The 26,811-nt window shown below is 70.0% G+C and carries 21 protein-coding genes; 11 read left to right on the top strand and 10 right to left on the bottom strand.

What is annotated here, in order from left to right; genetic code table 11:
- Nucleotides 1-565: 565 nt before the first annotated feature.
- Nucleotides 566-1,879: a DUF349 domain-containing protein gene (locus tag ACZ63E_RS22640; RefSeq protein WP_465338083.1), complete on the bottom strand. Its 1,314-nt coding sequence runs from the start codon at nucleotides 1,877-1,879 to the stop codon at nucleotides 566-568.
- A 218-nt stretch (nucleotides 1,880-2,097) separates the two neighbouring features.
- On the opposite strand from ACZ63E_RS22640, the gene miaA reads away from it, so the two are divergent.
- Together miaA and dapF are read left to right on the top strand one after the other, a co-directional pair.
- On the top strand, nucleotides 2,098-3,024 hold the full coding sequence (gene miaA / locus ACZ63E_RS22635; protein WP_465338082.1) for a tRNA (adenosine(37)-N6)-dimethylallyltransferase MiaA: 927 nt from the start codon (nucleotides 2,098-2,100) through the stop codon (nucleotides 3,022-3,024).
- Nucleotides 3,025-3,034: 10 nt separating this feature from the next.
- A complete protein-coding gene (gene dapF / locus ACZ63E_RS22630) occupies nucleotides 3,035-3,862 on the top strand; it encodes a diaminopimelate epimerase (RefSeq protein WP_465307819.1) in 828 nt (275 codons plus the stop codon).
- A gap of 20 nt (nucleotides 3,863-3,882) precedes the next feature.
- Here dapF and ACZ63E_RS22625 read toward each other — a convergent pair whose 3' ends face one another.
- The 3 genes from ACZ63E_RS22625 to ACZ63E_RS22615 all read right to left on the bottom strand — a co-directional run bounded on the left by ACZ63E_RS22625 (nucleotide 3,883) and on the right by ACZ63E_RS22615 (nucleotide 8,891).
- The gene (locus ACZ63E_RS22625; RefSeq protein WP_465338081.1) at nucleotides 3,883-4,872 is read right to left on the bottom strand and encodes a hypothetical protein; all 990 of its coding nucleotides are present in this window, start codon (nucleotides 4,870-4,872) and stop codon (nucleotides 3,883-3,885) included.
- Nucleotides 4,873-5,111: 239 nt separating this feature from the next.
- Nucleotides 5,112-7,625, bottom strand: coding sequence for a valine--tRNA ligase (valS, locus tag ACZ63E_RS22620; RefSeq protein ID WP_465338080.1), 2,514 nt, complete (start codon nucleotides 7,623-7,625; stop codon nucleotides 5,112-5,114).
- Between the two features lie 9 nt (nucleotides 7,626-7,634).
- Nucleotides 7,635-8,891 carry an MFS transporter gene (locus tag ACZ63E_RS22615; RefSeq protein ID WP_465338079.1) on the bottom strand — a complete coding sequence of 419 codons (1,257 nt, stop codon included), beginning with the start codon at nucleotides 8,889-8,891 and terminating at the stop codon, nucleotides 7,635-7,637.
- Nucleotides 8,892-8,953: 62 nt separating this feature from the next.
- On the opposite strand from ACZ63E_RS22615, the gene ACZ63E_RS22610 reads away from it, so the two are divergent.
- From ACZ63E_RS22610 to ACZ63E_RS22600, 3 genes are all read left to right on the top strand, one after another.
- A complete protein-coding gene (locus ACZ63E_RS22610) occupies nucleotides 8,954-9,457 on the top strand; it encodes an ArsR/SmtB family transcription factor (RefSeq protein WP_465307813.1) in 504 nt (167 codons plus the stop codon).
- A gap of 42 nt (nucleotides 9,458-9,499) precedes the next feature.
- The gene (gene hflX, locus ACZ63E_RS22605) at nucleotides 9,500-10,951 is read left to right on the top strand and encodes a GTPase HflX (RefSeq protein WP_465307811.1); all 1,452 of its coding nucleotides are present in this window, start codon (nucleotides 9,500-9,502) and stop codon (nucleotides 10,949-10,951) included.
- 64 nt (nucleotides 10,952-11,015) lie between these two features.
- A complete protein-coding gene (locus ACZ63E_RS22600) occupies nucleotides 11,016-12,032 on the top strand; it encodes a hypothetical protein (protein ID WP_465338078.1) in 1,017 nt (338 codons plus the stop codon).
- Between the two features lie 207 nt (nucleotides 12,033-12,239).
- Here the strand turns inward: ACZ63E_RS22600 and lexA are convergent, their stop codons facing one another.
- The gene (gene lexA, locus ACZ63E_RS22595; RefSeq protein WP_395924527.1) at nucleotides 12,240-12,899 is read right to left on the bottom strand and encodes a transcriptional repressor LexA; all 660 of its coding nucleotides are present in this window, start codon (nucleotides 12,897-12,899) and stop codon (nucleotides 12,240-12,242) included.
- Between the two features lie 359 nt (nucleotides 12,900-13,258).
- Here lexA and ACZ63E_RS22590 point away from each other — a divergent pair, with 359 nt between their 5' ends.
- The 3 genes from ACZ63E_RS22590 to ACZ63E_RS22580 all read left to right on the top strand — a co-directional run bounded on the left by ACZ63E_RS22590 (nucleotide 13,259) and on the right by ACZ63E_RS22580 (nucleotide 17,373).
- Nucleotides 13,259-13,732: a LysM peptidoglycan-binding domain-containing protein gene (locus ACZ63E_RS22590; RefSeq protein WP_465338077.1), complete on the top strand. Its 474-nt coding sequence runs from the start codon at nucleotides 13,259-13,261 to the stop codon at nucleotides 13,730-13,732.
- Between the two features lie 298 nt (nucleotides 13,733-14,030).
- Nucleotides 14,031-14,525 (top strand): transcriptional regulator NrdR, encoded by a 495-nt coding sequence (nrdR, locus tag ACZ63E_RS22585; protein ID WP_465338076.1) that lies wholly within the window; start codon nucleotides 14,031-14,033, stop codon nucleotides 14,523-14,525.
- Nucleotides 14,526-14,556: 31 nt separating this feature from the next.
- Nucleotides 14,557-17,373 (top strand): vitamin B12-dependent ribonucleotide reductase, encoded by a 2,817-nt coding sequence (locus ACZ63E_RS22580; protein ID WP_465338075.1) that lies wholly within the window; start codon nucleotides 14,557-14,559, stop codon nucleotides 17,371-17,373.
- 221 nt (nucleotides 17,374-17,594) lie between these two features.
- Here the strand turns inward: ACZ63E_RS22580 and ACZ63E_RS22575 are convergent, their stop codons facing one another.
- Nucleotides 17,595-21,224 carry a hypothetical protein gene (locus ACZ63E_RS22575; RefSeq protein WP_465338074.1) on the bottom strand — a complete coding sequence of 1,210 codons (3,630 nt, stop codon included), beginning with the start codon at nucleotides 21,222-21,224 and terminating at the stop codon, nucleotides 17,595-17,597.
- A gap of 134 nt (nucleotides 21,225-21,358) precedes the next feature.
- Between ACZ63E_RS22575 and ACZ63E_RS22570 the strand changes: the two genes are divergently transcribed.
- On the top strand, nucleotides 21,359-22,102 hold the full coding sequence (locus ACZ63E_RS22570) for a ferritin-like domain-containing protein (protein ID WP_465338073.1): 744 nt from the start codon (nucleotides 21,359-21,361) through the stop codon (nucleotides 22,100-22,102).
- On the opposite strand, the gene ACZ63E_RS22565 is transcribed toward ACZ63E_RS22570, so the two are convergent.
- Nucleotides 22,099-22,641: a TetR/AcrR family transcriptional regulator gene (locus tag ACZ63E_RS22565; protein WP_465338072.1), complete on the bottom strand. Its 543-nt coding sequence runs from the start codon at nucleotides 22,639-22,641 to the stop codon at nucleotides 22,099-22,101. The two genes, ACZ63E_RS22570 and ACZ63E_RS22565, sit on opposite strands and share 4 nt — an antisense overlap.
- Before the next feature lie 78 nt (nucleotides 22,642-22,719).
- On the opposite strand from ACZ63E_RS22565, the gene ACZ63E_RS22560 reads away from it, so the two are divergent.
- Complete coding sequence (locus ACZ63E_RS22560; RefSeq protein ID WP_465307794.1) at nucleotides 22,720-23,034, top strand: DMT family transporter; 315 nt, start codon at nucleotides 22,720-22,722, stop codon at nucleotides 23,032-23,034.
- On the opposite strand, the gene ACZ63E_RS22555 is transcribed toward ACZ63E_RS22560, so the two are convergent.
- Nucleotides 23,024-25,099, bottom strand: a complete 2,076-nt coding sequence (locus ACZ63E_RS22555; protein WP_465338071.1) for a prolyl oligopeptidase family serine peptidase — start codon at nucleotides 25,097-25,099, stop codon at nucleotides 23,024-23,026. The two genes, ACZ63E_RS22560 and ACZ63E_RS22555, sit on opposite strands and share 11 nt — an antisense overlap.
- A gap of 90 nt (nucleotides 25,100-25,189) precedes the next feature.
- On the bottom strand, nucleotides 25,190-25,411 hold the full coding sequence (locus tag ACZ63E_RS22550) for a hypothetical protein (RefSeq protein ID WP_465338070.1): 222 nt from the start codon (nucleotides 25,409-25,411) through the stop codon (nucleotides 25,190-25,192).
- Between ACZ63E_RS22550 and ACZ63E_RS22545 the strand changes: the two genes are divergently transcribed.
- On the top strand, nucleotides 25,410-26,237 hold the full coding sequence (locus ACZ63E_RS22545; RefSeq protein ID WP_465338069.1) for a neutral zinc metallopeptidase: 828 nt from the start codon (nucleotides 25,410-25,412) through the stop codon (nucleotides 26,235-26,237). The genes ACZ63E_RS22550 and ACZ63E_RS22545 overlap by 2 nt on opposite strands.
- Here ACZ63E_RS22545 and ACZ63E_RS22540 read toward each other — a convergent pair.
- Entirely contained in the window at nucleotides 26,221-26,802 is a 582-nt protein-coding gene (locus tag ACZ63E_RS22540) for a TIGR03086 family metal-binding protein (protein WP_465338068.1), read from the bottom strand. The genes ACZ63E_RS22545 and ACZ63E_RS22540 overlap by 17 nt on opposite strands.
- Nucleotides 26,803-26,811 lie beyond the last annotated feature (9 nt).

Here is a 26,811-nt window from a genome sequence, read left to right as displayed (position 1 = left end):
CCGCGCCTGTCTCACAGCCACCATCGACGTCACCGTCACCAACGCCGCCACCAGCCTCTTGACACGACTCACCCCAACCTAACTGCCCGGCCTTGGATGAATGAGTCATTCACAGCATCGCCGCGGCGGCACCACGATTGGTCGAGCGGTGCTGCGGGCTCTCGAGCACCAGCAGAGCCCGGCCCAGCCGGTCAGCCCCTCGCCGCTTCGAAAGCAGCCCCGCGCTCGGCGGTTTCGCGCGGTCATCGCAACTCTGCTGGTCAGTGACCACCGCGTCTGTTCGGGCAGGGGCGCGAGGTTGGCGATGAGGGCAATGCGGGCGGACTCGGGCAAGGGCAGGGGCATTCCATACCGGGTGCTGCGTTCGACCAAGGCCGCGATCGCCAATTGTCGTGCGCGCCCGTGATCAGATCACCTTCGCAGCATCCCGGTATCGCTCGGCACCTTGGACGAACAGCCCCGGAAACCCACCGGAGCAGCCGCCTTGTCCACATCACGATGGCCCTGTGGACAAGCCGCCGAAGGCCCCCTCGCCGGAGCGAAGGGGCCTTCGGGAACGTGAACCTCAGCGGTCGGCGACTGCGGCCTCCGCCGCCTGCAGCCACTCACGCCACTGCGCCGCCTGCTCGTCGGCCTTCTTCGCCCGGCGCTCGTCCCCGGCCGCGCGGGCCTTCGCCGCCTGGGACTCGAACTGCTCGACGCGCTCGCGGAACTGGGCCGCGCGGGCCTGGGCCTCCGGGTCGGTGCGGCGCCAGCGGGAGTCCTCGGCCGACTTGACCGAGTCCTGGACCGCCTTCAGCCGGCCGTCCAGCTCGCGGATGCGCTCGCGCGGGACCTTGCCGATCTCGTCCCACTGCTCCTGGATCTTGCGCAGCGCGTTCTTGGCCGCCTCGAGGTTGGCCGCCGCGTCGATCTTCTCCGCCTCGACCAGCAGCTCCTCCTTGCGCGCCGCGTTCTGGGAGAACTCCGCGTCGCGCTCGGAGAACACCGCGGACCGGCGGGCGAAGAACTTGTCCTGGGCCGCGCGGAAACGCTGCCACAGGGCCTCGTCGCTGTCCTTCGGCGCGCGCCCGGCGGCCTTCCACTCGGTCATCAGGTCCTTGTAGCGGCCCGCGGTCTCGCCCCAGTCCTCGGACTCGCTGATGGCCTCGGCCTCGGCGATGAGCTCTTCCTTGCGCTGCTTGGCCGAGGCGCGCTGCTTGTCCAGCTCGGCGAAGTGCGACCCGCGCCGCCGGTTGAACCCCTCGCGGGCCTTCGAGAACCGCTTCCACAGCTCGTCGTCGGTCTTGCGGTCGACACCCTTGACGGTCTTCCACTCGTCGAGGATCGCGCGCAGCCGGTCGCCGGCCGCCTTCCACTGCGTGGAGTCGGCGGCGATCTTCTCGGCTTCTTCGGCCAGCTCCTGCTTCCGGGCGACGGCGGCCGCACGGGCCTGCTCGCGCTCCTGCTTCGCGCTGGCCAGGGCCTTCTCGGCGTGCGCGATGACGTACTCCAGGCGCGCGCCCAGCGCCGCCAGGTCGCCGACCAGGGACGACTCGGCCAGCCCGTCCCGCAGCTGGGTGGCGCTCGACAGCGCGTGCTTCGGATCGCCCGCGCCGGAAACCAGGCGCGTCTCCAGCAGCTCGACCTCGGTGCGCACGTCGTCGAAGCGGCGGGCGTAGTGCACCAGGCCCTCGTCGGGGCTGCCGGCCTGCCAGACGCCGACAGCGCGTTCGCCCTCGGCGGTGATGACGTAAACGGTGCCCTCTTCGTCGATGCGGCCCCAGGTGGACGGGGTGGGCTCGGCGGGCGGCACGGGCGGGGCGGCGTGCCCGGTGTGCTGCGCGTGCGGCACCGGGTGCGGGGCCGGGGTACCGGTGGAAGTGTTGTCCTGGGCCATCGCAGGCTCCTTATCGCCTGTACGCCCGCTCGCGCGGGCGCCCCGCCGCGGAAGCGGGGCCGGGTAATGCGGTCGTCACGGGCCGTGCTCGGATGCTACGGCCCCACGCGGCATTCAAGCAGCTCAGCGCGCACCGTGGTACTGGATGAGCCACTCGAAGCTCGTGATCCTACTTCCGGTGGACGCTCCGTGGCGGCCCGCCGGTATCGTCAGCCGTCGTGACCAGCCCCGCCGCCCCGCCCGGAGCCCGCCCGGTCGCGGTGGTCGGGCCGACGGCCACCGGCAAGACCGCACTGGCCGTCGACCTGGCCCTTCAGCTCGGCGGAGAGGTCGTCAACGCCGACGCGCTGCAGCTGTACCGGGGGATGGACATCGGCACCGCCAAGGCCACGTCCGAGGAGCGCCGGGGCGTCCCCCACCACCTGCTCGACGTGCTGGAAGTGACCGAAACGGCGTCCGTCGCGGCCTACCAGCGCGACGCGCGCGCCGAGATCGAACGGCTCCTCGCGGTTGGCCGGGTGCCGGTGCTCACCGGCGGGTCCGGCCTGTACGTCCAGGCCGTGCTCGACGACCTGAAGTTCCCGGGCACGGATCCGGCGGTGCGTGCCCGGCTCGACGCGGAAGCGGCCGAAGCCGGCACCCCGACCCTCTACACCCGGTTGGGTGAACGCGATCCGGTCGCCGCGGCCGCGATCCTGCCGACCAACACCCGGCGGATCGTGCGCGCCCTCGAGGTCATCGAAATCACCGGCGAGCCGTTTTCGGCGAACCTGCCCAAGCCGGGCCCGGCGCGCTACGACACGGTGGTCATCGGGGTCGACCGGGCGCCCGAGGAGCTCGACGAGCGGGTGAACGAGCGCGTCCGGCGGATGTTCGCCGCCGGGCTCGTCGACGAGGTCCGCGGGCTGGTCGGGCGCGGCCTGCGCGACGGGAAGACGGCGTCGCGGGCGCTGGGCTACCAGCAGGTGCTCGCCGAGCTCGACGGCGAAGGCGACTTCGAGGCCGCCGCCGCGGCGACGGCGCAGGCCACGCGGCGCTTCGTCCGGAAGCAACGGTCCTGGTTCCGGCGCGACAAGCGGATCCACTGGTTCGACGGCGCCGAAACCGGGCTGGCCGCACGCGTCCTGGATACCCTGGGCCGGTAATCTTGCCCCTATGGGCGGAATCGAGTTCCTCAAGGGGCACGGCACGCAGAACGACTTCGTGCTGCTCCCCGATCCGGCGGGCCGCCTCGAGCTGACCGAGGCGAGGGTCGCCGCGCTGTGCGACCGCCACCGCGGGCTCGGAGCCGACGGCGTGCTGCGCGTCGTCCGCGCCGCGGCGCTCGACGTGCCGTCGGAGGGCGAGTGGTTCATGGACTACCGCAACGCCGACGGCTCGATCGCCGAGATGTGCGGCAACGGCACCCGCGTCTTCGCCCGCTACCTCGTCGAGTCGGGGCTGGAGACCGAGGGCGAGTTCGTCATCGGCACCCGCGCCGGCGACCGCCCGCTGGTGGTGCACCCGGACCGCTCGGTGACCGTCCAGATGGGACCCGCCACGATCACCGGGACGTCGGTCACCGTGGTGGCCGGCCGGCCGTTCTCCGGAGTGGCGGTCGACGTCGGCAACCCGCATCTGGTGTCGTTGCTCGACGACGACGTCGCGGACCTCGACCTGCGCGACCAGCCCGACTTCGACCACGACGTCTTCCCGCACGGGGTCAACCTCGAGTTCGTCAACCGGCTCGGCGAGGGCGCGCTGCGGATGCGCGTGCACGAGCGCGGCGTGGGGGAGACGCGCGCGTGCGGCACGGGCACGGTCGCCGCGGTGGCGGCGGCGTTCCACCTGGCGGGCACCGACACCGGCGCGTCCACTGTGGACATCCCGGGCGGCCGGGTCGAGGTGACGGTGTCGCGCGGCGCGTCGACGCTGTCCGGCCCGGCGGAGATCGTGGCGCGCGGCGAGATCGACGAAGCCTGGTGGGCCGCCGCCGGTTCCTGACGGCGGCCACCGGCGTCAGTTCATCTCAGGCGACCTTGTCCTTTTCTTGTCTTGGTTTGGCCCGAGGAGCGCCAACGTGAGGTAGCTGCGTTGTATCGCGCCTTCAGCAGTGACGTCGAGCCTGAGCAAAGGCGTGTCAGCGCACTTTTCGCGGCAGTGACAACCAGGCCGATGGCGATACCGACGAAGAATATGACACGCTGACCGGTAGTCTCCTGGCTGATCAGGACGTAGTTTCCGTCGGCTTCCAACGGGTCTTCGGACTCCCAGGCGAGGGTCCCGGACTTGACCGGTGCTGGTGAGACGTAGTCTGCTCGCAGGTCTCCAGGTAGCCCCACCTCGCCTTGTTCACTCTGCAGTGATACGTCCGCAGCTTGAGTCGATTTTGCGGACCAGGCGAATAAGTACTCACATTCGGTGGATATTTTTTGTTCGCGTTCCTGGGCCCTCATGGACTCGAAATCGCGCGCGACGGCAGATTTCAGGAACGCGCATGAGGACGGTCTTTCGACCCTGGGGGTGTGAAGTACGATCCGAGAGTTGCGTTTTCGTTCGATGTCGCGGTTGAGCTTCAGGTGAAGCCATTTGTCGGCGAAGGGCTTGCCTTCGACTTCGAAGAGGTCTTCCTTGGTGAAGGTGACAAGGTACGCTGATTGTGCCAGGGGATCATCGGGTGAGAGAAACCTGCCGTCACGTGTGATCGGTAAAGCGGGCTCGGTGGGTGCGTCGAGGGGCATCGTTTGCTGAGCCCATGACGGTCCGGTCAAGAGGACCGCTGCAGTGTAACCTGCGGTATCGACGCCCTCGATGCTCACATTGACATCGACGGTGGTCTCTCCGTCGTCGTGCTCGCTGTCGATCGTGAACGACGCCGATGTTTTGATCGTTGCTCCTGGCGGGCCCAGGACGGCGATAGATGTGGTGTGGGCCGCATCGAGGAGGTCCTGGTGTTCCGGGGTCCCTGGGCTCGCCTGCATGTAGACGGTGTAGGCGAGAAAGGCGAAAGGCACTGTGGCGACCAGCGCCGCAGTGGCCCTTCTTGTTTCTCTTTTCTGGTGTCCTCTCTCCGGTCTTCCTCTTCGTGAATGACGAAGGTGACGGTTCGTTACCTTTGGCGCTCTGCTGCGTAGACGTGATCCAGGTTCCGGCGCGCCATTCGAACTGTGTCCGGCCACGGCGATCCCCTTGTTTGCTGAAATTCATCTGGCAAAATGGTCAGAACGGACGTCCAACGTTTCAGGTCGTGCCGTCAGACCGTCGCTTCGACTGCGAAGTCGCCTTCGCGGGTTGTCACGTCGGCGACCGCGCCGGCGATCCGGATGTCCGGCTCGATCGCCGCGAACCGCGCCAGCACCTCGGCCGGCCCGGTCACCGTCAGGGCTTCCACCGCCGAGCGCATCGAGACCTTCGCGTCCGTCTTCGCGCGGCGGACCGCGGCGATCACGTCGCCGGCCAGCGTCAGCAGCTCCGGGTCACCGTCGACCGTCGACACCGAAGGCCACGGCGCCCGGTGCACCGAACCCTCCTGCCACCACGACCAGACCTCCTCGGTCGCGAACGGCAGGAACGGCGCGAACAGCCGCAGCACCGCCGACAACGCCGTCACCAGCGCGGCTTGGGCCGACGAAGCTCCGGAAGGACCGCTGTCGCCGTAGGCCCGGCCCTTCACCAGCTCGACGTAGTCGTCGCAGAAGGTCCAGAAGAACGCCTCGGTCACCTGCAACGCCCGCGCGTAGTCCAGCGCCTCCAAAGCCGCTGTCGCCGAAGAAACGACGTCCGAAAGCGACGCCAGCAGCGCCCGGTCCAATGGCTCGACCGCCACCGCGGAAGACGAAGGCACACCCAGGCCCAGCACGAACCGGCTGGCGTTGAGCAGCTTGGTCGCCAGCCGGCGGCCGACCTTCATCTGGCCTTCGTCCACCGCCGTGTCGACGCCCGGGCGCGCGCTCGCCGCCCAGTACCGCACCGCGTCCGAACCGAAGCGCTCCAGCATGTCCACCGGCGTTGTCACGTTGCCCTTGGACTTCGACATCTTCTTGCGGTCCGGGTCGAGCACCCAGCCCGCGATCGCCGCCTCGCGCCACGGCAGCACGCTGTGCTCCAGCTCCGCGCGCACCGCCGTCGAGAACAGCCAGGTGCGGATGATCTCGTGCGCCTGCGGCCGCAGGTCCATCGGGAAGACCCGCGCGAACAGGTCGTCGTCGAGGCTCCAGCGGCCGACGATCTGCGGTGTCAGCGACGACGTCGCCCAAGTGTCCATCACGTCGGGGTCCGCGGCGAACCCGCCGGGCACGCCGCGCTGCTCCTCGGTGAAGCCGGGCGGGACGTCGCTGCTCGGGTCGACCGGCAGGGACTCCGGCAGCAACCGCGCGTCGTAGTCGGGCTCGCCTTCGGCGTCGAGCCGGTACCACAGCGGGATCGGCACGCCGAAGAACCGCTGACGGCTGACCAGCCAGTCGCCGGCCAGGTTCTCCACCCACGACGAGTACCGGACGCGCATGTGCTTCGGCACCCAGTTCAGCTCTTCGCCACGCTCCAGCATCCGAGCCCGGAAGGCCGGGTCGTTGCCGCCGTTGCGCAGGTACCACTGCCGGCTGGCGACGATCTCCAGCGGCTTGTCGCCCTTTTCGTAGAACTTCACCGAGTGCGTGATCGGCCGCGGTTCCCCGCGCAGCGCCCCGGCGTCGCGCAGCAGGCCGACCACGATCTCGCGTCCCGTGTGGACGGTCTTGCCGACGAGCGGTGCGTAGACGTCCGCGGGGACGTCGTGCGGCGCGTCGGGCAGGAACCGGCCGTCCCGGCCCAGCACCACGCGCGTCGCGAGCCGCAGCTCGCGCCACCACGTGACGTCGGTGGTGTCGCCGAACGTGCACACCATCGCGATGCCGCGGCCCTTTTCGGGATCCGCCAGGTGATGCGCCACGACCGGGACTTCGACGCCGAACACCGGCGTCCGCACGGTCTTCCCGAACAACGGCTTGAAGCGCTCGTCGTCCGGGTGCGCCACCAGCGCGACACACGCGGGCAGCAGCTCGGGCCGGGTCGTCGCGATCACGACGTCGGAGCCGGCCTCGGCCGTGAAAGCGAGGTCGTGGAACGCGCCCGGGCGTTCCCGGTCCTCCAGCTCGGCCTGCGCGACGGCGGTGCGGAAGGTGACGTCCCAGAGCGTCGGCGCTTCGGCCTGGTACGCCTCGCCGCGCTCGAGGTTGCGCAGGAACGCGCGCTGCGAGATCAGCCGTGAGTCGTGCCCGATCGTCTGGTAGGTCATCGTCCAGTCGACCGACAGCCCGAGCTGCCGCCACAGCTGCTCGAAGACCTTTTCGTCGGTGACGGTCAGGGATTCGCACAGCTCGATGAAGTTGCGCCGCGAGATCGAGACGGCGTCGCGGCCCGGCTTCTCCGGCGGCCGGAAGTCCGGGTCGTAGGGAAGTGACGGGTCGCAGCGGACGCCGAAGTGGTTCTGCACGCGACGTTCGGTCGGCAGGCCGTTGTCGTCCCACCCCATCGGGTAGAACACCTCGAACCCGCGCATCCGCTTGAACCGCGCGACGACGTCGGTGTGGGTGTAGGAGAAGACGTGCCCGATGTGCAGCGACCCGCTGACCGTCGGCGGCGGGGTGTCGATCGAGTAGACGTCGGCGCGGTTCTTGGTGCGGTCGAAGCGGTAGGCGCCGGTGGTTTCCCATCCGGGTACCCACTTGGCCTCCAGACCGTCGACACCGACCTTGTCCGGGACTCGCGGGCGCTCGTATGGGGTATTCATGAACCAACTCTAGGCGGCGGGAGAACCGCTTTTCGCCGCGGTCGGCAGATCGCGCATGCGCCGCAGCGGTGAGCACAGCACCCACAGCACCGCGGCGGCCTCGCCGGCGACGGCGACCCAGACCGCGCCGCGCAGGCCGAGCCCTTCGCCGAGCCCGCCGCCCAGCAGGCCGCCGAGCGGGATCGTGCCCCAGACGACGAAGCGCACGCTCGCGTTCATCCGGCCGAGCAGCCGGTCCGGGCAGATCGCCTGCCGGTAGGAGACCTGCGCGATGTTGTAGACGATGATCCCGAAGCCGCTGACGACCAGGCCGACCCCGGCGAGCACGACCGCCGGGCCCGGCGCGGCCAGCGGCACCAGCAGGCTCGCCGGCATGGTCACCAGCGGGAGCAGCCAGATCGCGCGCGCCTGGCCGATCCGCCGGGTCAGCACGCCGGAGCACACCGCGCCGAGGATCCCGCCCGCGCCGCCGGCCGCCAGCAGCACGCCGATCGCGGCCGGCGGCAGGCCGACGGTCCGCGTCAGGAACAGCACCTGCACCGCGTTCAACGCGGCGTTGAAGAGGTTGGCCGTCGCCGTGCACGCCACGATCGCGCGCAACGGCTTGTCCGAGAAGACGAACCGCAGCCCTTCGGCGATCTGCGGCAGCAGCCGGGCGTGGGCCTCGGGCTCCGGACGGGGTTCGGCCGCGCGGATGCGGAGCAGGCACAGCGCCGACGTCAGGTAGCCGAGGCCGGTGATGAGCACGGTGCTGGCCGCGCTGACCAGCTGGACCAGCACACCGGCGGCGCCCGGCCCGGCGACCTGCGCCACCGAGTGGACGGCCTGCAGCTTCGCGTTGCCCTCCAGCAGGCGCTCCCGGCCGACGAGCGAGGGCAGGTACGACTGGTAGGCGATGTCGAAGAACAGCGTCGCGACGCCGACGAGCAACACGACCAGCAGCAGCTGGGCGAGGGTCAGCACCCCGGCCCACCAGGCGAGCGGCACGCTGAGCAGCAGCGCGAAGCGGGTGAAGTCGGCGGTGAGCATCACCCGGCGGCGGCGCATCCGGTCGACCCACACCCCGGCGGGCAGCCCGATCAGCAGGAACGCGAGCGTTTCGGCCGCGGTCAGCAGGCCCATCTCGAACGGCGTCGCGGCCAGCGTCACCGCGGCGAGCAGCGGGATGGCGGTGTTGCCGACGAACGTGCCGAACTGGCTGGCCGTGTCGCCGGCCCAAAGCCGCCTGAAGTCGGCGTGGAAGAAGAGCGATGACCCCCTGGACATGGGCCCGAGTGTGCCGCGAGTGATTGGAAAGTGTCAATCACTGTTCGCTCTAGGCTGGGCGCGTGTCCGCTGAAAAACGACGTGTCGCGACCGAAGCCGAGGCTGCCGCGCTGGCCTCCGGAATACGGCTGCGCATCATCCGGTTGACGTTCTCGCAGGCGTTGACGAACAAGGAGCTCGCCGAACGCCTGGGCCGGGACCCCGCGACGACCCTGCACCACGTGCGCAAGCTCGTCGACACCGGCTTCCTCACCGCCCAGCCGCCGCGGCGCGGCACCCGGGGCGCACGGGAAATTCCGTATCTTTCGACCGGGCTTTCCTGGACACTCGACTCATGCGGTGACAAGGACGTGGAACAGGCGGTGCTCGAGGCCTATCTGGCCGAGATCGCCGAAACCGGATTCGAGGGCGTGCACCAGTCACGCCTGGTCGTCCAGGTGGCCCCCGAGGAGCGAGCGGAGCTGGAAACCCGGCTCGACGCCCTGCTCGAGGAGTTCCGAGCGCGCCCACGCCGTCCCGGCGCCGAGCGCACCGCGATCTACCTCGCCACCTACCCCAGCACGTAAAAGTTCGGTTCCCGCGGCGAATCGTGGGAACATGGAGGCACGATGACAGAACTGACACACACCGAAGACCACCGTGACGACTCGGACGACCTGTACGACCCGTCGACAGGCGAGATGGAGCTCGAGGACCGCGCGTCCCTGCGGCGCGTCGCGGGACTGTCCACGGAGCTCGACGACGTCACCGAGGTCGAGTACCGGCAACTGCGGCTCGAACGCGTCGTGCTGGTCGGCGTGTGGACCGAGGGCACCGCCCTGCAGTCCGAGGCGTCGCTGGCCGAGCTGGCGCGCCTGGCCGAGACGGCGGGCTCGGAAGTCCTCGAAGGGCTCATCCAGCGGCGGACCAAGCCGGACCCGGCCACCTACATCGGCTCGGGCAAGGTGCGGGAGGTCCGCGAGATCGTCGGGTCCACCGGCGCCGACACCGTGATCTGCGACGGCGAGCTCTCGCCGGGCCAGCTGCGGCAGCTCGAGGAGAAGGTCAAGGTCAAGGTCATCGACCGGACCGCCCTGATCCTCGACATCTTCGCCCAGCACGCCCGGTCCAAGGAGGGCAAGGCGCAGGTCGAGCTGGCCCAGCTGCAGTACCTGATCCCGCGGCTGCGCGGGTGGGGCGCGTCGCTGTCCCGGCAGGCCGGTGGCCGCGCCGGGGGCGCGAACGGCGGCGTGGGCCTGCGCGGTCCCGGTGAGACCAAGCTCGAGACCGACCGGCGGCGGATCAACAAGCGCGTGGCGAAGCTGCGCCGGGAGATCGCCGCCATGGACACCATCCGCGAGACCAAGCGCGGGCGGCGGCTGGCCAACGAGGTGCCCAGCGTGGCGATCGTCGGCTACACCAACGCCGGCAAGTCGAGCCTGCTCAACGCGCTGACCGGGGCCGGGGTGCTGGTGGAGGACGCGCTGTTCGCCACCCTCGACCCGACCACGCGGCGCACGCAGACCGCGGACGGGCGCACCTACACGCTGACCGACACCGTCGGGTTCGTGCGGCACCTGCCGCACCAGCTGGTGGACGCGTTCCGCTCGACGCTCGAGGAGGCGGCGGACGCCGACCTGCTCGTGCACGTGGTGGACGGGTCCGACCCGGCGCCGGAGGAGCAGGTCAGCGCGGTGCGCGAGGTGCTCGGCGAGATCACGCGCAAGCGCAAGGAGCCGCTCCCGCCGGAGTTGCTGGTGATCAACAAGATCGACGCGTCCGACGAGGTCAGCCTCGCCCGGCTGCGGCACGCGCTGTCCGGTTCGGTGCAGGTCTCGGCCCGCACCGGCGCGGGCATCGCGGAGCTCGTCGAGGTGATCACCGACCGCCTGCCGCGGCCGGAGGTCACCATCGAGGTCCTCGTGCCCTACTCGCGCGGCGAGCTGGTCGCGCGGGCGCACGCGGACGGCGAGGTCCTCGAAGAGGAGCACGCCGAGGAGGGCACGCGCCTGCTGGTGCGGGTCCGCCCGGACCTCGCGGCGGCTTTGCGCGAGTTCGAGACCAACTCGACCAGGGCCTGACACGTCTACATTCCAGTGTGCGATCGGCGTGATCGCACACTGGAATGTTTTCGGAGGTGGCTGGGTGCGCTGGGTGGTCGCAGGTGCGGCGGTTTTCTTGGGCGTGCTCGGCGGGCCTGTTCCGGCTTCGGCGGCTCCGGCCGCTCCGGAGCCGCTGTGCACGATGAAGGACTCGCGCATCGGCGAGCTGTCCGGCCTGGTGTCCGACGGCGCGAAGTTCTACGCGATCAACGACGGCGGCACCAAGGTCCAGGTGTTCGTCCTCGGCCGGGACTGCAAGGTGCAGAAGGTCCTGACCGACAAGACGGACCCGTTCGACGTCGAGGACCTGGCCCGCACCGCGGACGGGCGGCTGTGGCTGTCCGACACCGGGGACAACGAAAAGGGCCGGCTCACGGTCGCGCTCCTGGAGATGAGCCCGCAGGGCAAGGTCACGCTGCACCGGCTCACGTACCCGGACGGCCAGCACGACACCGAGGCGCTGATCATGGACAAGGCGGGCACGCCGTACCTGATCACCAAGGACATCCTCGGCGAGGCCAAGGTGTACCGGCCGTCGGGGCCGCTCGCGAGCCCGGGGCCGACCAACCTGGAGAAGGTCGGCACGGTGAAGATCAAGGAGACCGACACCCCGGGCGGCCCGGTAGGGTCGTTCGGCTCGGTCCTCGTGACCGGCGGTGCGTCTTCGGCCGACGGAACCGTGGTGGCGCTGCGGACCTACACCGACGCCTACGTGTACCCGGCCCCGGACGGTGATGTCCTCGCCGCGTTGCAGCGCACGCCGGTCCGGATCCCGTTGCCGGGGGAGAAGCAGGGCGAGGCGATCGCGTTCGACCCCGACGGCACGCTGGTGTCGGGCAGCGAAGGCGTGGGCCAGCCACTCCGCACCGTCAAGGGCGCGGCGGCATTGGCGGCCGCTTCGGCTTCGGCGTCGACAGACGGAAAACCCGCTTCGAGCGCGAGCGGCGCCGGCTCGTCCGGGAGTGACGGCGTGCCGTTCCTGCCGGCGGCGGGGATCGCGGTGGCGGTGGTGGGGCTCGGCTGGTTCGGGTTCAGCAAAATGCGCCGACGCCGGAGCTGAGCGGATCGTCCTTCGCGCGGTGCGGGGCGCGGCGGCTCAGGCCGCGCAGTCCGGCGCACCGCGCGAAGGAAACCTCGATCGGCGCGAGGCGGACGGGCCGGGCATCCCGTCCACTCCCCACACCGCGATCAGGTTCGGCTCCCCACGGCCGAAGATCATCCGATCCGGTGAACCTTCCAGGCCGTGCGATAGCCCGGAAGGGACTCCTCAGAGGCGGCGCAGGACCGCGACCACCTTGCCGAGCACCGTCGCGTCGTCGCCGGGGATCGGCTCGTACGCCTCGTTGTGCGGCATCAGCCAGATGTGGCCGTCCTTGCGCTTGAACGTCTTGACCGTCGCTTCGCCGTCGATCATCGCCGCGACGATCTCGCCGTTGTCCGCGTCCGGCTGCTGCCGGACCACGACCCAGTCGCCGTCGGTGATGGCCGCGTCGACCATCGAGTCGCCGGTGACCTTGAGCAGGAACAGCTCACCCTCGCCGACGATCTCCCGCGGCAGCGGGAAGACGTCCTCGATCGCCTGCTCGGCCAGCACCGGGCCACCGGCGGCGATCCGGCCGACCAGCGGCACGTACGCCGCCTTCGGCATGACCGGCTGCTGGTCCATCTCGATGCCCATGGGGTTGTCGTCGGTCGCCGACAGCACGCCGACCGCGCGCGGGCGGTTCGCGTCCCGGCGCAGGTACCCCTTGCGCTGCAACGCACGCAGCTGGTGCGACACCGACGACGTCGACGTCAGGCCGACCGCTTCGCCGATCTCCCGGACGCTCGGCGGGTAGCCGAACCGGCTCACCCAGGAGCGGATGACGTCGAGGACCTGCTGCTGGCGGACGGTGAGAGCGTCGTCCACGTCGTACACCTCGGGCATGGCGTGCACCTTGCCCGAGCCACCAGGGGACCCACTGGTCCTGCCGGCCTTGTTCTCCTTCGCCACTGCGTCGCCTCCCAGACGTTCGCTGCACGTATCTGCGCGCCGGCCGCCGCCCGCGGGTGCGGGCAGCCTCGCCGACGGCATCTGCCCGGCAGATGCCCTGGTCACCGACGTTAGCCCCCGGGCACGACGATTTCAAACATCTGTTCGATCGACACGCCGTGTCCGCTCGATTTTGTCGGTGGTAGGTGGTAGACCTTCGCACGGGCGTTCGATAGAACGCTTGTTCGACCTTGATCCACGAGCCGCGACCGGTTCGGGATCCGGGCGGACACCAGGGTTTCGAGGAGGTTCGGATGTCCATTCTGGCCGAACGCGGTCCGGCTCGCCCGGCGGCCCCGGTTCCGGCGCAACCCCGCCCGGTGCGCGTCTTGCGCGGGCGGCGCGGCGAGGTGCACCGCCCGCCGACACGCGCCCGGGTCGTGGCGGGACGCCGTCCGGCGGGTCAGCCGTGCGCGACACCGCGCCGGGTGCCGGTCCGCTGGCCGTGGCTCGCCGCGCTCGCCGTCGCGAGCTGCCTCGTGATCACCGGTTTGGGTCTTCTGGACAGCGGAGTTTCCGGCGCCCCGGTGCCGGAGTCGACCGCGACGGTGTCGGTCGGGCAGGGTGACACGCTCTCTTCGCTGGCCGCGCGATTCGCGCCAGCGAGCGAGCCTGGCGCGGTTGTCGCCCGGATCAAAGAGCTGAACCGCCTGGACCAGGCCGTTTTGGTCCCCGGGCTGCCGCTCACGGTCCCGGTCGCCGACCCGGCCGCCGTCCCCGCTCCCTGATCCGCGCCGGGCGTCAACCGGTCTCACCCGGGCGGGGATCCGCCCGGCCGCGCCGCTTGCGCGCACACCGCTCGAGTTCTACTCTTCGCCGCTATATGTAGTAGTTACACCGCTGTAGTTGGTCCACAGGTTGGGGTAGACTGGACAGCAGTTGTCCACAGCTGGTCGGCTCTTACCCACCGGATGTCCACAATTCGATCACCAGGTGCAGGGGTGCCGGTGCTCGAGGCACGGCCACGCGTGGTGGCCGGCGGACGTCGACCGGGGCGGCCGGCGCGGAGGGGAAGGTGATCGGCGGATGAGGTGCCCGTTCTGCCGGCATGCGGACTCTCGGGTCGTCGACTCCCGAGAGGTGGATGAAGGCCAGGCGATCCGCAGGCGGCGCTCGTGCGCGTCGTGCGGCCGCCGGTTCACGACGTCGGAGACGATGGTGCTCGCCGTCGTCAAGCGTTCGGGCGTCACCGAACAGTTCAGCCGGGACAAGGTGGTGAGCGGCGTCCGCCGCGCCTGCCAGGGCAGGCCGGTCGACGACGACGCGCTGCAGCAGCTCGCGCAGCGCGTGGAGGAGTCGATCCGCTCCGCCGGGCTGGCGGAGATCCCGAGCCACGAGGTCGGCCTGGCCATCCTGGGCCCGCTGCGTGAGCTCGACGGGGTCGCCTACCTCCGGTTCGCCAGTGTCTACCGCTCCTTCTCCTCGGTCGAAGACTTCGAGAAGGAGATCGCGGACCTCCGTGAGGCCATGGCGGGTACTGCTGCGCCCGAGGAGAGCGAGCAGCGCGACGACGGCGATTGACCGCGCCGCTGCGGGAGTGAGGGTTCGACCGATGACCGAAACCGTGGGAACCGGGGCCGGCGCGGCCGCCGGCAAGAAGAGCAAGGCGGCCGGCGGGCTGAGCGTGAAGCGCGTCTTCACCACCGAGGGGAAGCACCCGTACGACCAGGTGACCTGGGAACAGCGCGACGTCGTGATGACGAACTGGCGCGACGGCTCGGTCAACTTCGAGCAGCGCGGCGTGGAGTTCCCGTCGTCCTGGTCGGTGAACGCCACCAACATCGTCACCAGCAAGTACTTCCGCGGCGCCGTCGGCAGCCCGCAGCGCGAGCGCAGCCTCAAGCAGCTGATCGACCGGGTCGTGAAGACCTACGTCAAGGCCGCCGGTGACCATGGCTACTTCGCGACGCCGCAGGACCTCGAAATCTTCGAGCACGAGCTCACCTGGATGCTGCTGCACCAGGTCTTCAGCTTCAACTCCCCGGTCTGGTTCAACGTCGGCACGGCGTCGAAGCAGCAGGTCAGCGCGTGTTTCATCCTCGCCGTCGACGACACGATGGAGTCGATCCTCAACTGGTACCGCGAGGAGGGCCTGATCTTCAAGGGCGGCTCCGGCGCCGGCCTGAACCTCTCCCGCATCCGCTCGTCGAAGGAGCTGCTGACCTCCGGCGGCACCGCGTCCGGCCCGGTCTCGTTCATGCGCGGCGCCGACGCGTCCGCGGGCACCATCAAGTCCGGCGGCGCCACCCGGCGCGCGGCGAAGATGGTCGTGCTCGACGTCGACCACCCCGACATCGGGGAGTTCATCCGCACTAAGGCGCGCGAAGAGGAGAAGATCAAGGTCCTCCGCGACGCCGGGTTCGACATGGACCTGTCCGGTTCGGACATCTCCTCGGTGCAGTACCAGAACGCGAACAACTCGGTCCGTGTGACCGACGAGTTCATGCAGGCGGTCGAGAACGGCACCGACTTCGGCCTGCGCGCCCGGCTCACCGGCGAGGTGATCGACCGGACCGACGCGAAGACACTTTTCCGCGACCTGGCCCAGGCGGCGTGGGAGTGCGCCGACCCCGGCATCCAGTACGACGGCACGATCAACGACTGGCACACCTGCCCGGAGTCGGGCCGGATCACCGCGTCCAACCCGTGCAGCGAGTACATGCACCTCGACAACTCGAGCTGCAACCTGGCTTCGCTGAACCTGCTCAAGTTCGCCACGCCCGAGGGCACGTTCGACGCGCCGCTGTTCGCGCGCGCCGTCGAGCTCGTGATCACGGCGATGGACATCTCAATCTGCTTCGCGGACTTCCCGACCGAGCCGATCGCCGACACCACGCGGAAGTTCCGCCAGCTCGGCATCGGTTACGCGAACCTCGGCGCGCTGCTGATGGCGCTGGGCCACGCGTACGACTCCGAGGGCGGCCGCGCGCTCGCGGCGGCGATCACGTCGCTGATGACCGGCGTCTCGTACCGGCGCTCGGCCGAGATGGCCCAGGCGGTCGGCGCGTACGAGGGTTACGCGCGCAACGCGGAGGCGCACCAGCGCGTCATGCGCAAGCACGCGGCGGCGAACGAGCTCGTCCGCACCTACCACTCGAACGACGCCGCGGCGCGCGCGCTCGCGACGGAGGAGTGGTCGAAGGGCATCGAGATCGGCACGAAGCACGGCTGGCGCAACGCGCAGGCGTCCGTGCTCGCGCCCACCGGCACCATCGGCTTCATGATGGATTGCGACACGACCGGGATCGAGCCGGACTTCTCCTTGGTGAAGTTCAAGAAGCTCGTCGGCGGCGGCTCGATGCAGATCGTCAACCAGACGGTGCCGCGCGCGCTGGAGTCGCTGGGCTACCCCACCGAGCAGGTCGAGGCGATCGTCGAGTTCGTGGCGCAGAACGGCCACGTCGTCGACGCGCCGGGGCTGCGCCCGGAGCACTACGAGGTGTTCGACTGCGCGGTCGGCGAGCGCTCGATCGCGCCGATCGGGCACGTCCGGATGATGGCCGCGGTGCAGCCGTTCCTCTCCGGCGCGATCTCGAAGACGGTCAACATGCCGGAGTCGGCGACGGTCGAAGAGGTCGAGGACATCTACTTCCAGGGCTGGAAGCTCGGCCTGAAGGCACTGGCGATCTACCGCGACAACTGCAAGGTCGGCCAGCCGCTGTCCACGGCGAAGAAGGACAAGGCCGCCGCCGTCGCGGAGCCGGAAAAGGTCGTCGAGTACCGGCCGGTGCGCAAGCGCCTGCCGAAGAAGCGCCCAAGCCAGACGGTGTCGTTCACCGTCGGCGGCGCGGAGGGTTACCTGACGGCGGGCTCGTACCCGGACGACGGCCTCGGCGAGATCTTCGTCAAGCTGGGCAAGCAGGGCTCGACCCTGGCGGGCGTGATGGACGCGTTCTCGATGTCGATCTCGGTGGGCCTGCAGCACGGCATCCCGCTCGAGTTCTACGTCTCGAAGTTCTCGAACCTGCGCTTCGAGCCGGCGGGCATGACCGACGACCCGGACATCCGCATCGCGACGAGCGTGATGGACTACCTGTTCCGCCGCCTGGCCCTGGACTACCTGCCGCACGAAAAGCGGTCGCAGCTGGGAATCCTGTCGGCGGACGAGCGTTCGGCAGAGGTCGAGGCCGGCTACGGCGGCGGTGTCGACGTCGAAATGCTGAGCTCCACAGTGGACTCGTCCCCGGAGCCGCACACGGCGGAAACCGAGCACCCCCACCGCGAAGCCCAGACTACAACGGAGCTGATGGAGCTCCGCCTCGGCAAGGCGGCGGACGCCCCGCTGTGCATGACGTGCGGAACAAAGATGCGCCCAGCCGGCTCGTGCTACGCCTGCGAAGGCTGCGGCGCGACGTCGGGTTGTAGCTGACGGTCCGGGTGGAGCAGGCCGGGTCTCGTCACCCGGCCTGCTCCGCCGTGCTCGGTGGGTCAAGAATCGGTCGACCACGCGCCTGAGTTCCCGTGGTCGGTGGGCAATGTGAGCCGGGTGCCGACGAGGTCCGATGTAGACAAATCGTCGCCGAATTCGAGTTCGGGCCGAGCTGCGTCCTCGACGGCATTCCGGCCCGCGCCCGGTCGTGAGCGGCACGGCTACTCGTCGTGATCGTTCTCGGCCTCGGTGTCCCAGTGCTTGGCCTGTCCGTGCAATGAATCGGCGTGGTCGCGGAGTGCGCCGGCCGCGAGCGGCCACCCGACCTCGATCTCGGCGGCCCAGGCGAGATAGGTCTCCGCGGAGGTTCGTTCCTGATCGCCGCCGTCGTACCCCCCGCGCGTCGTGAAGCCGATGTTGTTGGCTAATCCCCTCGCGAACCCTTCGCGGAGATCGTCGCCGTCGTCGAGCTCGAGGACGTCCCGGACGGCCTCGGCAGGCCAGGCGCCATCGGCTCCAGCAGGGCCGGCGGCCAATAGCGTGCCGATGGCGTCATCGCCGGTGCGCACCATGCCGATTGTGTCGAGGAGTTCGCGCGCGCGGCGCACCCAGTCGAGCAGCCGGGCCCGATCCACCTGGTCGCCCGCTTGGCCTGGGATGCACCGCATGTGCTCTCCGGTCCACAAGAACCCGTAGGCCTTCGGGTTGATCTTCTCCGTCGGGAGGTAGCGGAACTGGTGCAACTCGACGAAGACAGCCGGATCGGCGGCGATCAGTTCCAGCAGTGCCCGCGGTGCGCGATCGTGGAACAAGGGCGCGAACGCGATTTCCCAGCGCGCCACGGCGTGCAGGCTATGGCCGATGACGTGCAGGTAGTCCAGAAGGCGGCCAACCGCGTACGCGGTGTGGGAAGAAACTTGGCTGGAGGTGTTCAGCAGGCGGTCGAAGGCTGCCTCGACCAGCTCGGCGGTCGGGCGCCAGGGTTGGTCGTTGCCGTGCAGTGCCACTGACAAGGCGTCGATGACGTCCACAGCGCGGCCTTGTCCGAGGATCTCGGCGAGGTACGCCTCCGGCTGCCCGGCCGGAAAGGGAAAAGCCGGCGTCAAGGACCAGAAACGATCGCGGACGTCCGGCTCCTCCTGAGCCACCAGGTCGACGGCCCAGTCACTCGGCAGGGCCAGCAGGAACGCCGTCCGACGGGCCGGATCGTCGGGAAGAGAGCTGAACAGGTCGGTTGCCCAGCTTTCGCCCACGGTCCTGGACCAGTACCAGATCCAGCCCTCCGCCAGCGGTTCGGTGAGCCTCGCGATCATTTCGTCCCGGACGGTGTCGCCGGCCACCTGGGCGAGCGCCCATCCCACGGTCTGGCCCCGGTCACTCGCGTCCGCCAGCCGGGCCAAGCCGCTGGTCCCGTGTTTGGCCAGTTCTTCTGTCACCACTGCGATGCGAAGCCTTTCGACCGCGGCGCCGTGTGCTTCGAGGTCGGTCAGCTCGACATCGGGGAGGTCCGGATGCCAGGTGAACAGCCATGCGTGCCGGGTCGGGTCGTCGGTCGGCTCGATCGTGGTGAGGAAGGACGACAGACGGTTGATGGTTTCGATCGGAAGGAACTGTGGCAAGGAAGATCGTTTCCGCTCGAAGTTCACGAGCTTGCGGCCTTGGTCCCACAGCGCGCGCACGGCTTCCGGCTCCGCTTGGCTGAAGTCGGTGGCTTCGAGGGTCGTGAGCAGCGACTCCTGGTGGGAGGCCGAGAGGCCGGTCAGCCGGGGGAGCCAGGTGGCCCACCGGTCCGGGACGGTGCCCAGGTCGGTCAGCACGGCGTCGAAGACGGAATCCCAGTAGATCTTGAGCGAATCTGACGGTGTGGTGGCAGGGCCGAGCCAGTCCTGCCGGACCCGGGGGCGAGCCAGGGGCAGCAGGAAGGGGTCCCGGTCGGTGAGGTCGCTCAGCAACCGCCACCCGACCTCGGGGTACTTGGTGCGAACCTGGCCGATGATCGCGGTCCGGCGCTCGAGCGGTAGTGGGCTTTCCGGTACAGGTGCGATCACCGTGAGCAGAGAGCGGTCTGGCCGGTTGCTCAGCCGGCCACGGGGATCGATGCCGGCGAGTCGCGCCAGCAGCAGCGTGGCTTCCGTACTGTGCTGCGGTGCCCAAACAACCGTTTCGAGTGCCCAGAGCAGCCATGTGTGCGCGGAGTGCCGGTTGAGCGTCCGGCCTTCCGTATCTTCGAACATGACCCGCAGCAGTGGGTCCTGTCCTCGAAGCCCGGCACTCACGGCGTCCAAGAACACGCGTGGAGCGGCCTCGGCGAGCAGCGGGAGAACGTCACGGAGCGAACGCCAGGCCAGTCCGGTTCGGTCGGCGTTGGCCTGCCGCAGCAACTGGTGGACGATTGTCGCGGCGATGTCACCGGCGGTGCTGCCGGCGATCCCGGCGGATCCGGAATCTCCGAGCCGGGCCAAGCCGTGCGCGATTCCTTGCCGCAGGTCGTCCGACCAGGTCCGGACCGCGCCCTTGACCTTTGCGGTCGGCACCTCCGAGTCAGGCAAGGAGAGCACGGGGTCGCTCTCACTCAGGACGTCGATCGCCGCGGCGCTGAACTGGCGGATGTCCGTGTCGCTGACCTGGGTCAGCAACTGGGACCACGCGTCCGAGGGATCGGCGAGCTGCCAGCGTGAACCGCTGCGGTGGAGGAAAGGATCCCGGGAAACCTTGGTGGCCGTGGCGAAGCGCTCGACCCGCGCGTACGTCTCGCCGGTGATCCCGGCGATGACCTCGTGGTCGGCCTTGGTGGTCGTGGACCACCTGCTGACGAGTGACAGCGGTGCGGCGATGGCCGAATCCGGCGGCTGGCCCCACGGCGGACGAGGTGCGTTCGGGCTCAGCCGCCGGATCAAGGCCTGCGTGCTGCGCCGGGCGAGGCCGGCGAGCTCGTCGGCCTGGTGCAGTGGCACACCCATCGCCAAGAATGCGTCGCGTGCCTTGTCCCTCGGGATGCGCGGCAGGACCAGCACACCGGAGCGCTGCTCGAACCCGTCGCGGGCGATGACGACGTGGCGGCTGGTCTGCCCCTCGGCCACGGGGACGTCGTCGCTCACCACGACCACGGGAAAGGACGGAGGAATCTTGGCCGCGTGCTCCCAGCCCGCCGCCGAAGTCACCCTGACCGCGCGGTGGTGCGGGTCGTGCCTGTCCAGGACAGCGGCGGCGAACACTGCGACCTCGTCGGAGGTCTGACCGCGGATGATCAAGTTTCCCGGCGGCCCGGACAGCCAGGACCGCACCTGCGCCGCCTGCTCGTCGCGGCCGAGCAGGTCGAGCTCCGCAGGTAGCCGGGAGCCGGTCAGCTCGGTGCGCTCCCGAGACCACGTGGCCAGGTCCTTGATCCCTTCCCGGACACCGATGCCGAGTTCGGGTGCGGCGTCGATCAGCCGATCGACCAGACCGGGGAAGGCGTGCGCGTCGCGGTAGGTGAGCCGCACGTACTGGCAGTTGGCCAGCCCAGCGAGGTCCGGGGGGAGGTCATCGGCCGCGGGCATGGGAGTCGTGAGCCCGAGGACCGGGATGACCGGCTTGCCGGCTGCGAGCGCGCGGGCGATCTCCTGCCTGACCACGTCGTCGGGTTGGAACAGCCGAGGACCGAACTCGGGCAGCCAACCGTCTCCGATCACGGCGATCATCGCGGGGCAGTTGTCGACCGCGTCCCACATGATCGGCTCGTAGTCGTGGCCGAGGTCGATCGACCGGCTCGATCGGAAGATCTTGTCCTTGCCGAAGACGGCGCTCAGTTCGGCATCCAGCCAAGCAGCCTTGTCGGCACCGTCGCCGCGGCGGAAGTTGATGAACACCATGCCGTTGATCGTGTCCGGTCCTGGTGCGCGGCTCAAGGTGTTTCCCGTTGCCTACTCGAGCGGAACAAGACACTTCACCGGATCTCCACGGAAGCGGCGCGGTTCCGCCACGCCGATCCGGCATCATCGAGGCGATGACGGACGAACGCTGGCTCCAGGACTTCGAAACCGAGGCCGAACGCAGACGGCGGCGCGAAGATCCGCCGTGGTCGCGCGGAGCCCGGTTGCACCCCGACGTCGCGCGGAGCATCCAGCGGTTCCAGGTCGGCGAGGCCGGCGACGGCGCCAACCTCATCGCGAAAGCCGGTGGGGGCAGTTATCTCGCCGCCGTCAAGCTCTTCGTCGCCGAGGAGCAGAACCATGCTCGGATGCTCGACGAACTGCTGCGCGTCGCCGGGGTGCCGACCATTGCGAGCCACTGGTCGGACACCGTCTTCGTGTGGTTGCGGCGCGCCCTTGGGCTGCGGCTGGAGCTGATGGTTCTCCTCATCGCCGAGGTCGTCGCGCTGCGGTACTACCGCGCTCTGCGGGATGGGACCGGCGATCCGCTCGTCACGCAGGTCGCCGCCCGGATCCTCGCCGACGAGGAACGGCACGTGCCGTTTCACTGCCACCGGCTCGAAATCGGCTTCCGCGGGCTCGGGAAACCGCTGCGTGCCGCGGTTTTCGCGGGCTGGCGGGTCCTGCTGCTCGGCGTTGTGATCACGGTCGCCGTTGATCACGGGCCCGCACTGCGCCGGCTCAGCGTCGGACGGCTGGTGTTCGTCGCCGACGTGCTCACCGCCTTCGAGGCCGCGCTCGCGCGGATCCGCGGGGACGCGCCGAAGCCGAAACCGCGGTACGTCCCGAGGCGGGCGAGGCCGCGGGGACTCGTCTAGAGCGACCGAAGCGCCAGCTCCCGCAGAGCCGCGGTGATGCGTTCGGGGGAGACGCCGCGCGCGGTCTGGTGCAGGAACAGCTCCGGCGCCAGCGGAGCCAGTAAGACGTCCGCCAGCACGTCGGGGTCCGGAGTGTCCGCCGCCAGAGCGCGGACATGGGCGCGCCAGAAGCCGTACGCGCCCGTTGTGAAGCGGGAATGACCCACCTCGGCGCCCAACACCAGCGGCGCGTGGCGGGTCAGCAGCTCCACCATCGCTTCATAAAACGCCGCCAAGCGCGACGCCGGGGGAGCGCCCGGACCCAGCGGGGGATCCCCGCGCAAGAGGGACTCCTGCAACCTGCGCTCGTGCTCGTCCAGCAGCGCCACCGCGATCGACGCGCGGTCCGGGTAACGGCGGTACAGCGTGCCGCGGCCGACGCCCGCCGCCTGCGCTATGTCCTCCATTGTCACCTCGGCCGCTCCGCGGACTTTGAACAGCTCTTCGGCCGCCGTGAGGATCTTGGCGCGGTTGCGGGCCGCGTCGGCGCGTTCGGGCATTCGCCCAGCCTAGGAATAACCGGACACGGCGTCCAGTTGAGCGAAGTGGACGCCGTGTCCACCTAGGAGGAGGACCTGATGGGATGGTTCACGCTGGTCGCCGCCGGGCTGGTCGAGATCGCCTGGTCGCAGAGCATCAAGCCGACCGAAAGCTTCACGAAGCCGTGGCCGACGCTGCTGTGCTTCGTGCTCGGCGCCGCCGCCGTCTACCTGCTGTCGCGCGCGATGGACACCGTCCCGGTGGGCACCGCCTACGCGGTGTTCACCGGGATCGGCGCCGTCGGCGCGATCGTGCTCGGCGTTGTGGTGAACAAGGACCCGCTGAGCCTCGGCCGGGTGGCCGCGCTCGCCCTGATCGTCGGCGGCGTGCTGCTCGCGCGCGTCACTTCGTGAGCTGCTCCCACAGGAACTCGAACACCAGCGCCCACTTGAACGCCAGCTGCTCGTTGTCGGCCGCGGCGCCGTGGCCGCCTTCGATGTTCTCGTGGTACCGGACGTCGTGGCCCTGCTCGCGCATCCGCGCCACCATCTTGCGCGCGTGGGCGGGGTGCACCCGGTCGTCGCGCGTCGAGGTCACGAACAGCGACGGCGGGTAAGGGCGTCCACTGTGGACGTTCTGGTACGGCGAGTACTTCGAGATGAACTCCCACTCCGCGGCCTCGTCGGGATCGCCGTACTCGGCCATCCACGACGCGCCGGCCAGCAGCAGGTGGTAACGCCGCATGTCCAGCAGCGGCACCTGGCTGACGATCGCGCCGAACCGCTCCGGGTAGCGCGTCAGCATCACACCCATCAGCAGACCGCCGTTGCTGCCGCCCTGGATTCCCAGCCGCGACGGCGTCGTGACACCCCGCGAAACCAGGTCCGCGGCCACCGCGCCGAAGTCCTCGTACACGCGGTGCCGCTCGGCCTTGATCGCCTGCGTGTGCCAGCTCGGGCCGTACTCGCCACCGCCGCGGATGTTCGCGACGACGTACGTGCCGCCGCGGGCGAGCCAGCCGCGCCCGATCATGCCGCTGTACGACGGCGTCAGCGACACCTCGAAGCCGCCGTAGCCGGTCAGCAGCGTCGGGCCGCCTTCGGCGCCCGAAGGCCGGACGACGAAGTACGGGATCTTCGTGCCGTCCTCCGACGTCGCGAAGTACTGCGCGACGTCCATCCCCGAAGCGTCGAAAAACGCCGGAGCCTGCTTCAGCACTTCGACAGTGTTATGCCGGGGCTCCGCCCCGGGCCGGGGGCGCTGCCACCCGGACCCCCGCGAAGACATCGGTTCACCGACGTGGCCGTAGCTCAGCGTCGACGGCTGGAGGAAGCCGCTGGAGTTGAGCAGGTACTCGTCGCTGACGTCGGGATCGGTGTCGAAGATGTCCGCGCTGCCGAACTCGGGACCGCCGGACAGCGGCTCCTCGGCCCAGCCGTCCGGACCCGGCGTGAGCGTCCGCAGCTCGGTGCGGACGTCGCGCAGCGTGCCGAGCAGCAGGTGGTGGCGCGTCCAGGCCCAGTAGTCGAGCGAGGTGTGCTCGTCGGGCGTGAAGAGCGTCGTGAACGCGCGCTCGCCGGCCATGAAGTCGTCGAAGCGGATGCCGATCAGCGAACCCGCCGGGTGCACGGCGCCGCCGACCGTCCACGCCGTCCGCGGCCGGACCAGCAGCCACTCGCGGTGCACGGACGCGCTCGCGTCGTCCGGGACGTCGATCTTGACCAGCGCGTCCGGCATCCGCAGGTACAGCTCGGAGCGGTAGAAGTCGACGGCGCGGCTGACGAAGTCCCGCTCGAAGCCTTCGGTCGGGTCGTGGGACGCGCCGATCGAGACGTCGTCGGGCTTGCCCTCGTAGACCGTGACGGCTTCTGCCAAAGGCGTGCCGCGCCGCCACTCCTTCGACAGCCGCGGGTAGCCCGAGCTGGTCAGCGTGCCCGGGCCGAAGTCGGTGCCGACGTAGACGCGATCTTCGTCGATCCAGCCGATCCGCGTCTTCGCCTCGGGCACGGTGAAGCCGCCCTCGACGAACTCGTGCGCGTCGAGGTCGAACTCGCGCACGACCGTCGCGTCCGCGCCGCCGCGGGACAGCTCGACCAGGCCGCGCCGGTAGTCCGGCCGCAGCACGGTCGCGCCCTGCCAGACCCAGTTCTCGCCCTCGGCCTCGGCCAGCGCGTCGACGTCGAGCAGCAGCTCCCACTCGGGCTCGGCCTGCCGGTAGGACTCCAGCGTCGTCCGCCGCCACAGGCCGCGCGGGTGGGCCGCGTCCTGCCAGAAGTTGTAGAGAAGCTCCCCGCGGCGGCGGACGTACGGGATCCGGTCGTCGGCGTCGAGCACCTCGCGCAGCTCGTCACGCAGCTCGGCGAACCGCGCCCCGCGGGTCAGCTCCGCCAGCGTCTCGTCGTTGCGGGCGCGCACCCAGCCGAGCGCGTCGTCGCCGGTCACGTCTTCCAGCCACAGGTACGGATCCTCGACACTCATGACCACAGTTTCGTACGCCCGCCCACCTGGTGGCCACCGGGCGGCGTTTTCGTTTCGTGATCCTGCCCTCCCCGGTCGTCCGTATGCTGGTCACAGCGAGCAGGGGGAGAACGTGAACAACGCCGACGGCCCGGCCGGGCCCGGGGAATCCGGTCTTGCCGGGCCGCCACCACCGCCGCCGATGGCGGCCCGGTCACCGGAACCCGCCTGGACGCCGGATCCCAGCCCGTGGGCGCCCAACTGGGCCGCCGCGCCTCCCGTTCCGATTGCTCCGCCGCGCAGCCGGCTTTGGGGCGCCGTGGTCGGGGTCATGATCGTGGTGCTCGCCATCTCGCTGATCGCGGCCACCATCCCGCGCCGTGTGGACGGCCGCGCGTTCGCCGCCCAGGGCGCCGACATCGGCCGGGCGTACGGCGGCACCGGCTCGACGTCGAACGCGAAGCCCGTGCCGGAGCTGGCCCGCAACCCGCTGCTCGCCGCGGGCATCACGCCGGGACCCGCGACGTGCACGCTGCCCGACCTCGGCCGTGCCCCCGAGCAGCTCAAGGCCTACTACCGCGCGCTGGCCGACTGCCTCGAGCAGTCGTGGCGCCCCGCGTTGCAGAAGGCGAACGAGCCGACGCTGACCGCGACGGTTTCGGTGACGCTGCCCGAGCACAGCGCGTGCGGCGAGGCGCCGACGGAGAACGAAGCCGTCGCCTACTACTGCGGCGGCGACACCACGATCTACGCCCCGACCGACTGGATGCTCTCGGACGCGGGCCTGAACAAGGCCCGGCACATCGCGACGATCGCCCACGAATACGGCCACCACGTGCAGCGCGAGAGCGGGATCCTGTCCGCGGCGGCCGACAAGATGACGTCGCCGAACGAAGACAGCGCGGCCGACAAGGAGGTCGTCCGCCGCATCGAGCTGCAGGCGAACTGCTTCGGCGCGCTGTTCCTGGCCGCCGTCGCCGGCACGGGCTCCATCAGCCGCTCGCTGGCGAACGCCGCCGTCGCCGACTACGGCCGCGCCAACAACAGCGACACGCACGGCTCGCGCGAGCACCAGCTGTCCTGGGCCAAGGCGGGCTACGACGGCAAGGCGACCAAGGCGTGCGACACGTGGCGCGCGCCGGTCACCGAGGTCGGCTGACCGTCCACCCGGGATCGCGGCCGAGCAGGGCGAGGAACCGGTCCAGCTCGCTCGCGTCCGCGGGGACGTCGACGCTGTGGGCGAACGAGTTGTTCTTTTCGCGGCCTTCGTCCGGAATCCGTTCGGCCAGCTGCAGGGCGGCGTGGACGGCGTCGGCGTCCGGCTCGTAGGGCAGGCCGAGCGTGCGGGCCAGGTCCCAGCCGTGCGCGACGGTGTCGACGAGGTGCATGTGCGCGGCGATCGTGCCGGGGAACGTTCCAAAGTGGTTGATGGTGAGCTGCCGGTCGAGCACGGCGTCGTCGGCCATCGCGTCGAGGAAGTCGTCGACGGACGCCTGGTACGCGGCGACGGCGTCGGCGCCGAGGTCACCGGCGTCCCAGTCCGGGGCTGAGCCCTCGCGGGCCGCCGTCGCGAAGGCGTGGTTCTCGCTGACCTGGTGGCGGAGCAGGTCGGCGAGCGTCCAGCCGGCGCACGGGGTGGGCCGCGCGAGGTCGGCGGGCGTGGTGGTGGCGACGATCTTGTCGAGGACGAGCAAGGCACGGCGGTCGAGTTCGCGGGGATCCATGCTTCGCAC

The sequence above is a fragment of the Amycolatopsis sp. NPDC104819 genome (assembly GCF_055583145.1).
This window is presented reverse-complemented; position numbering and strand designations above follow the sequence as displayed.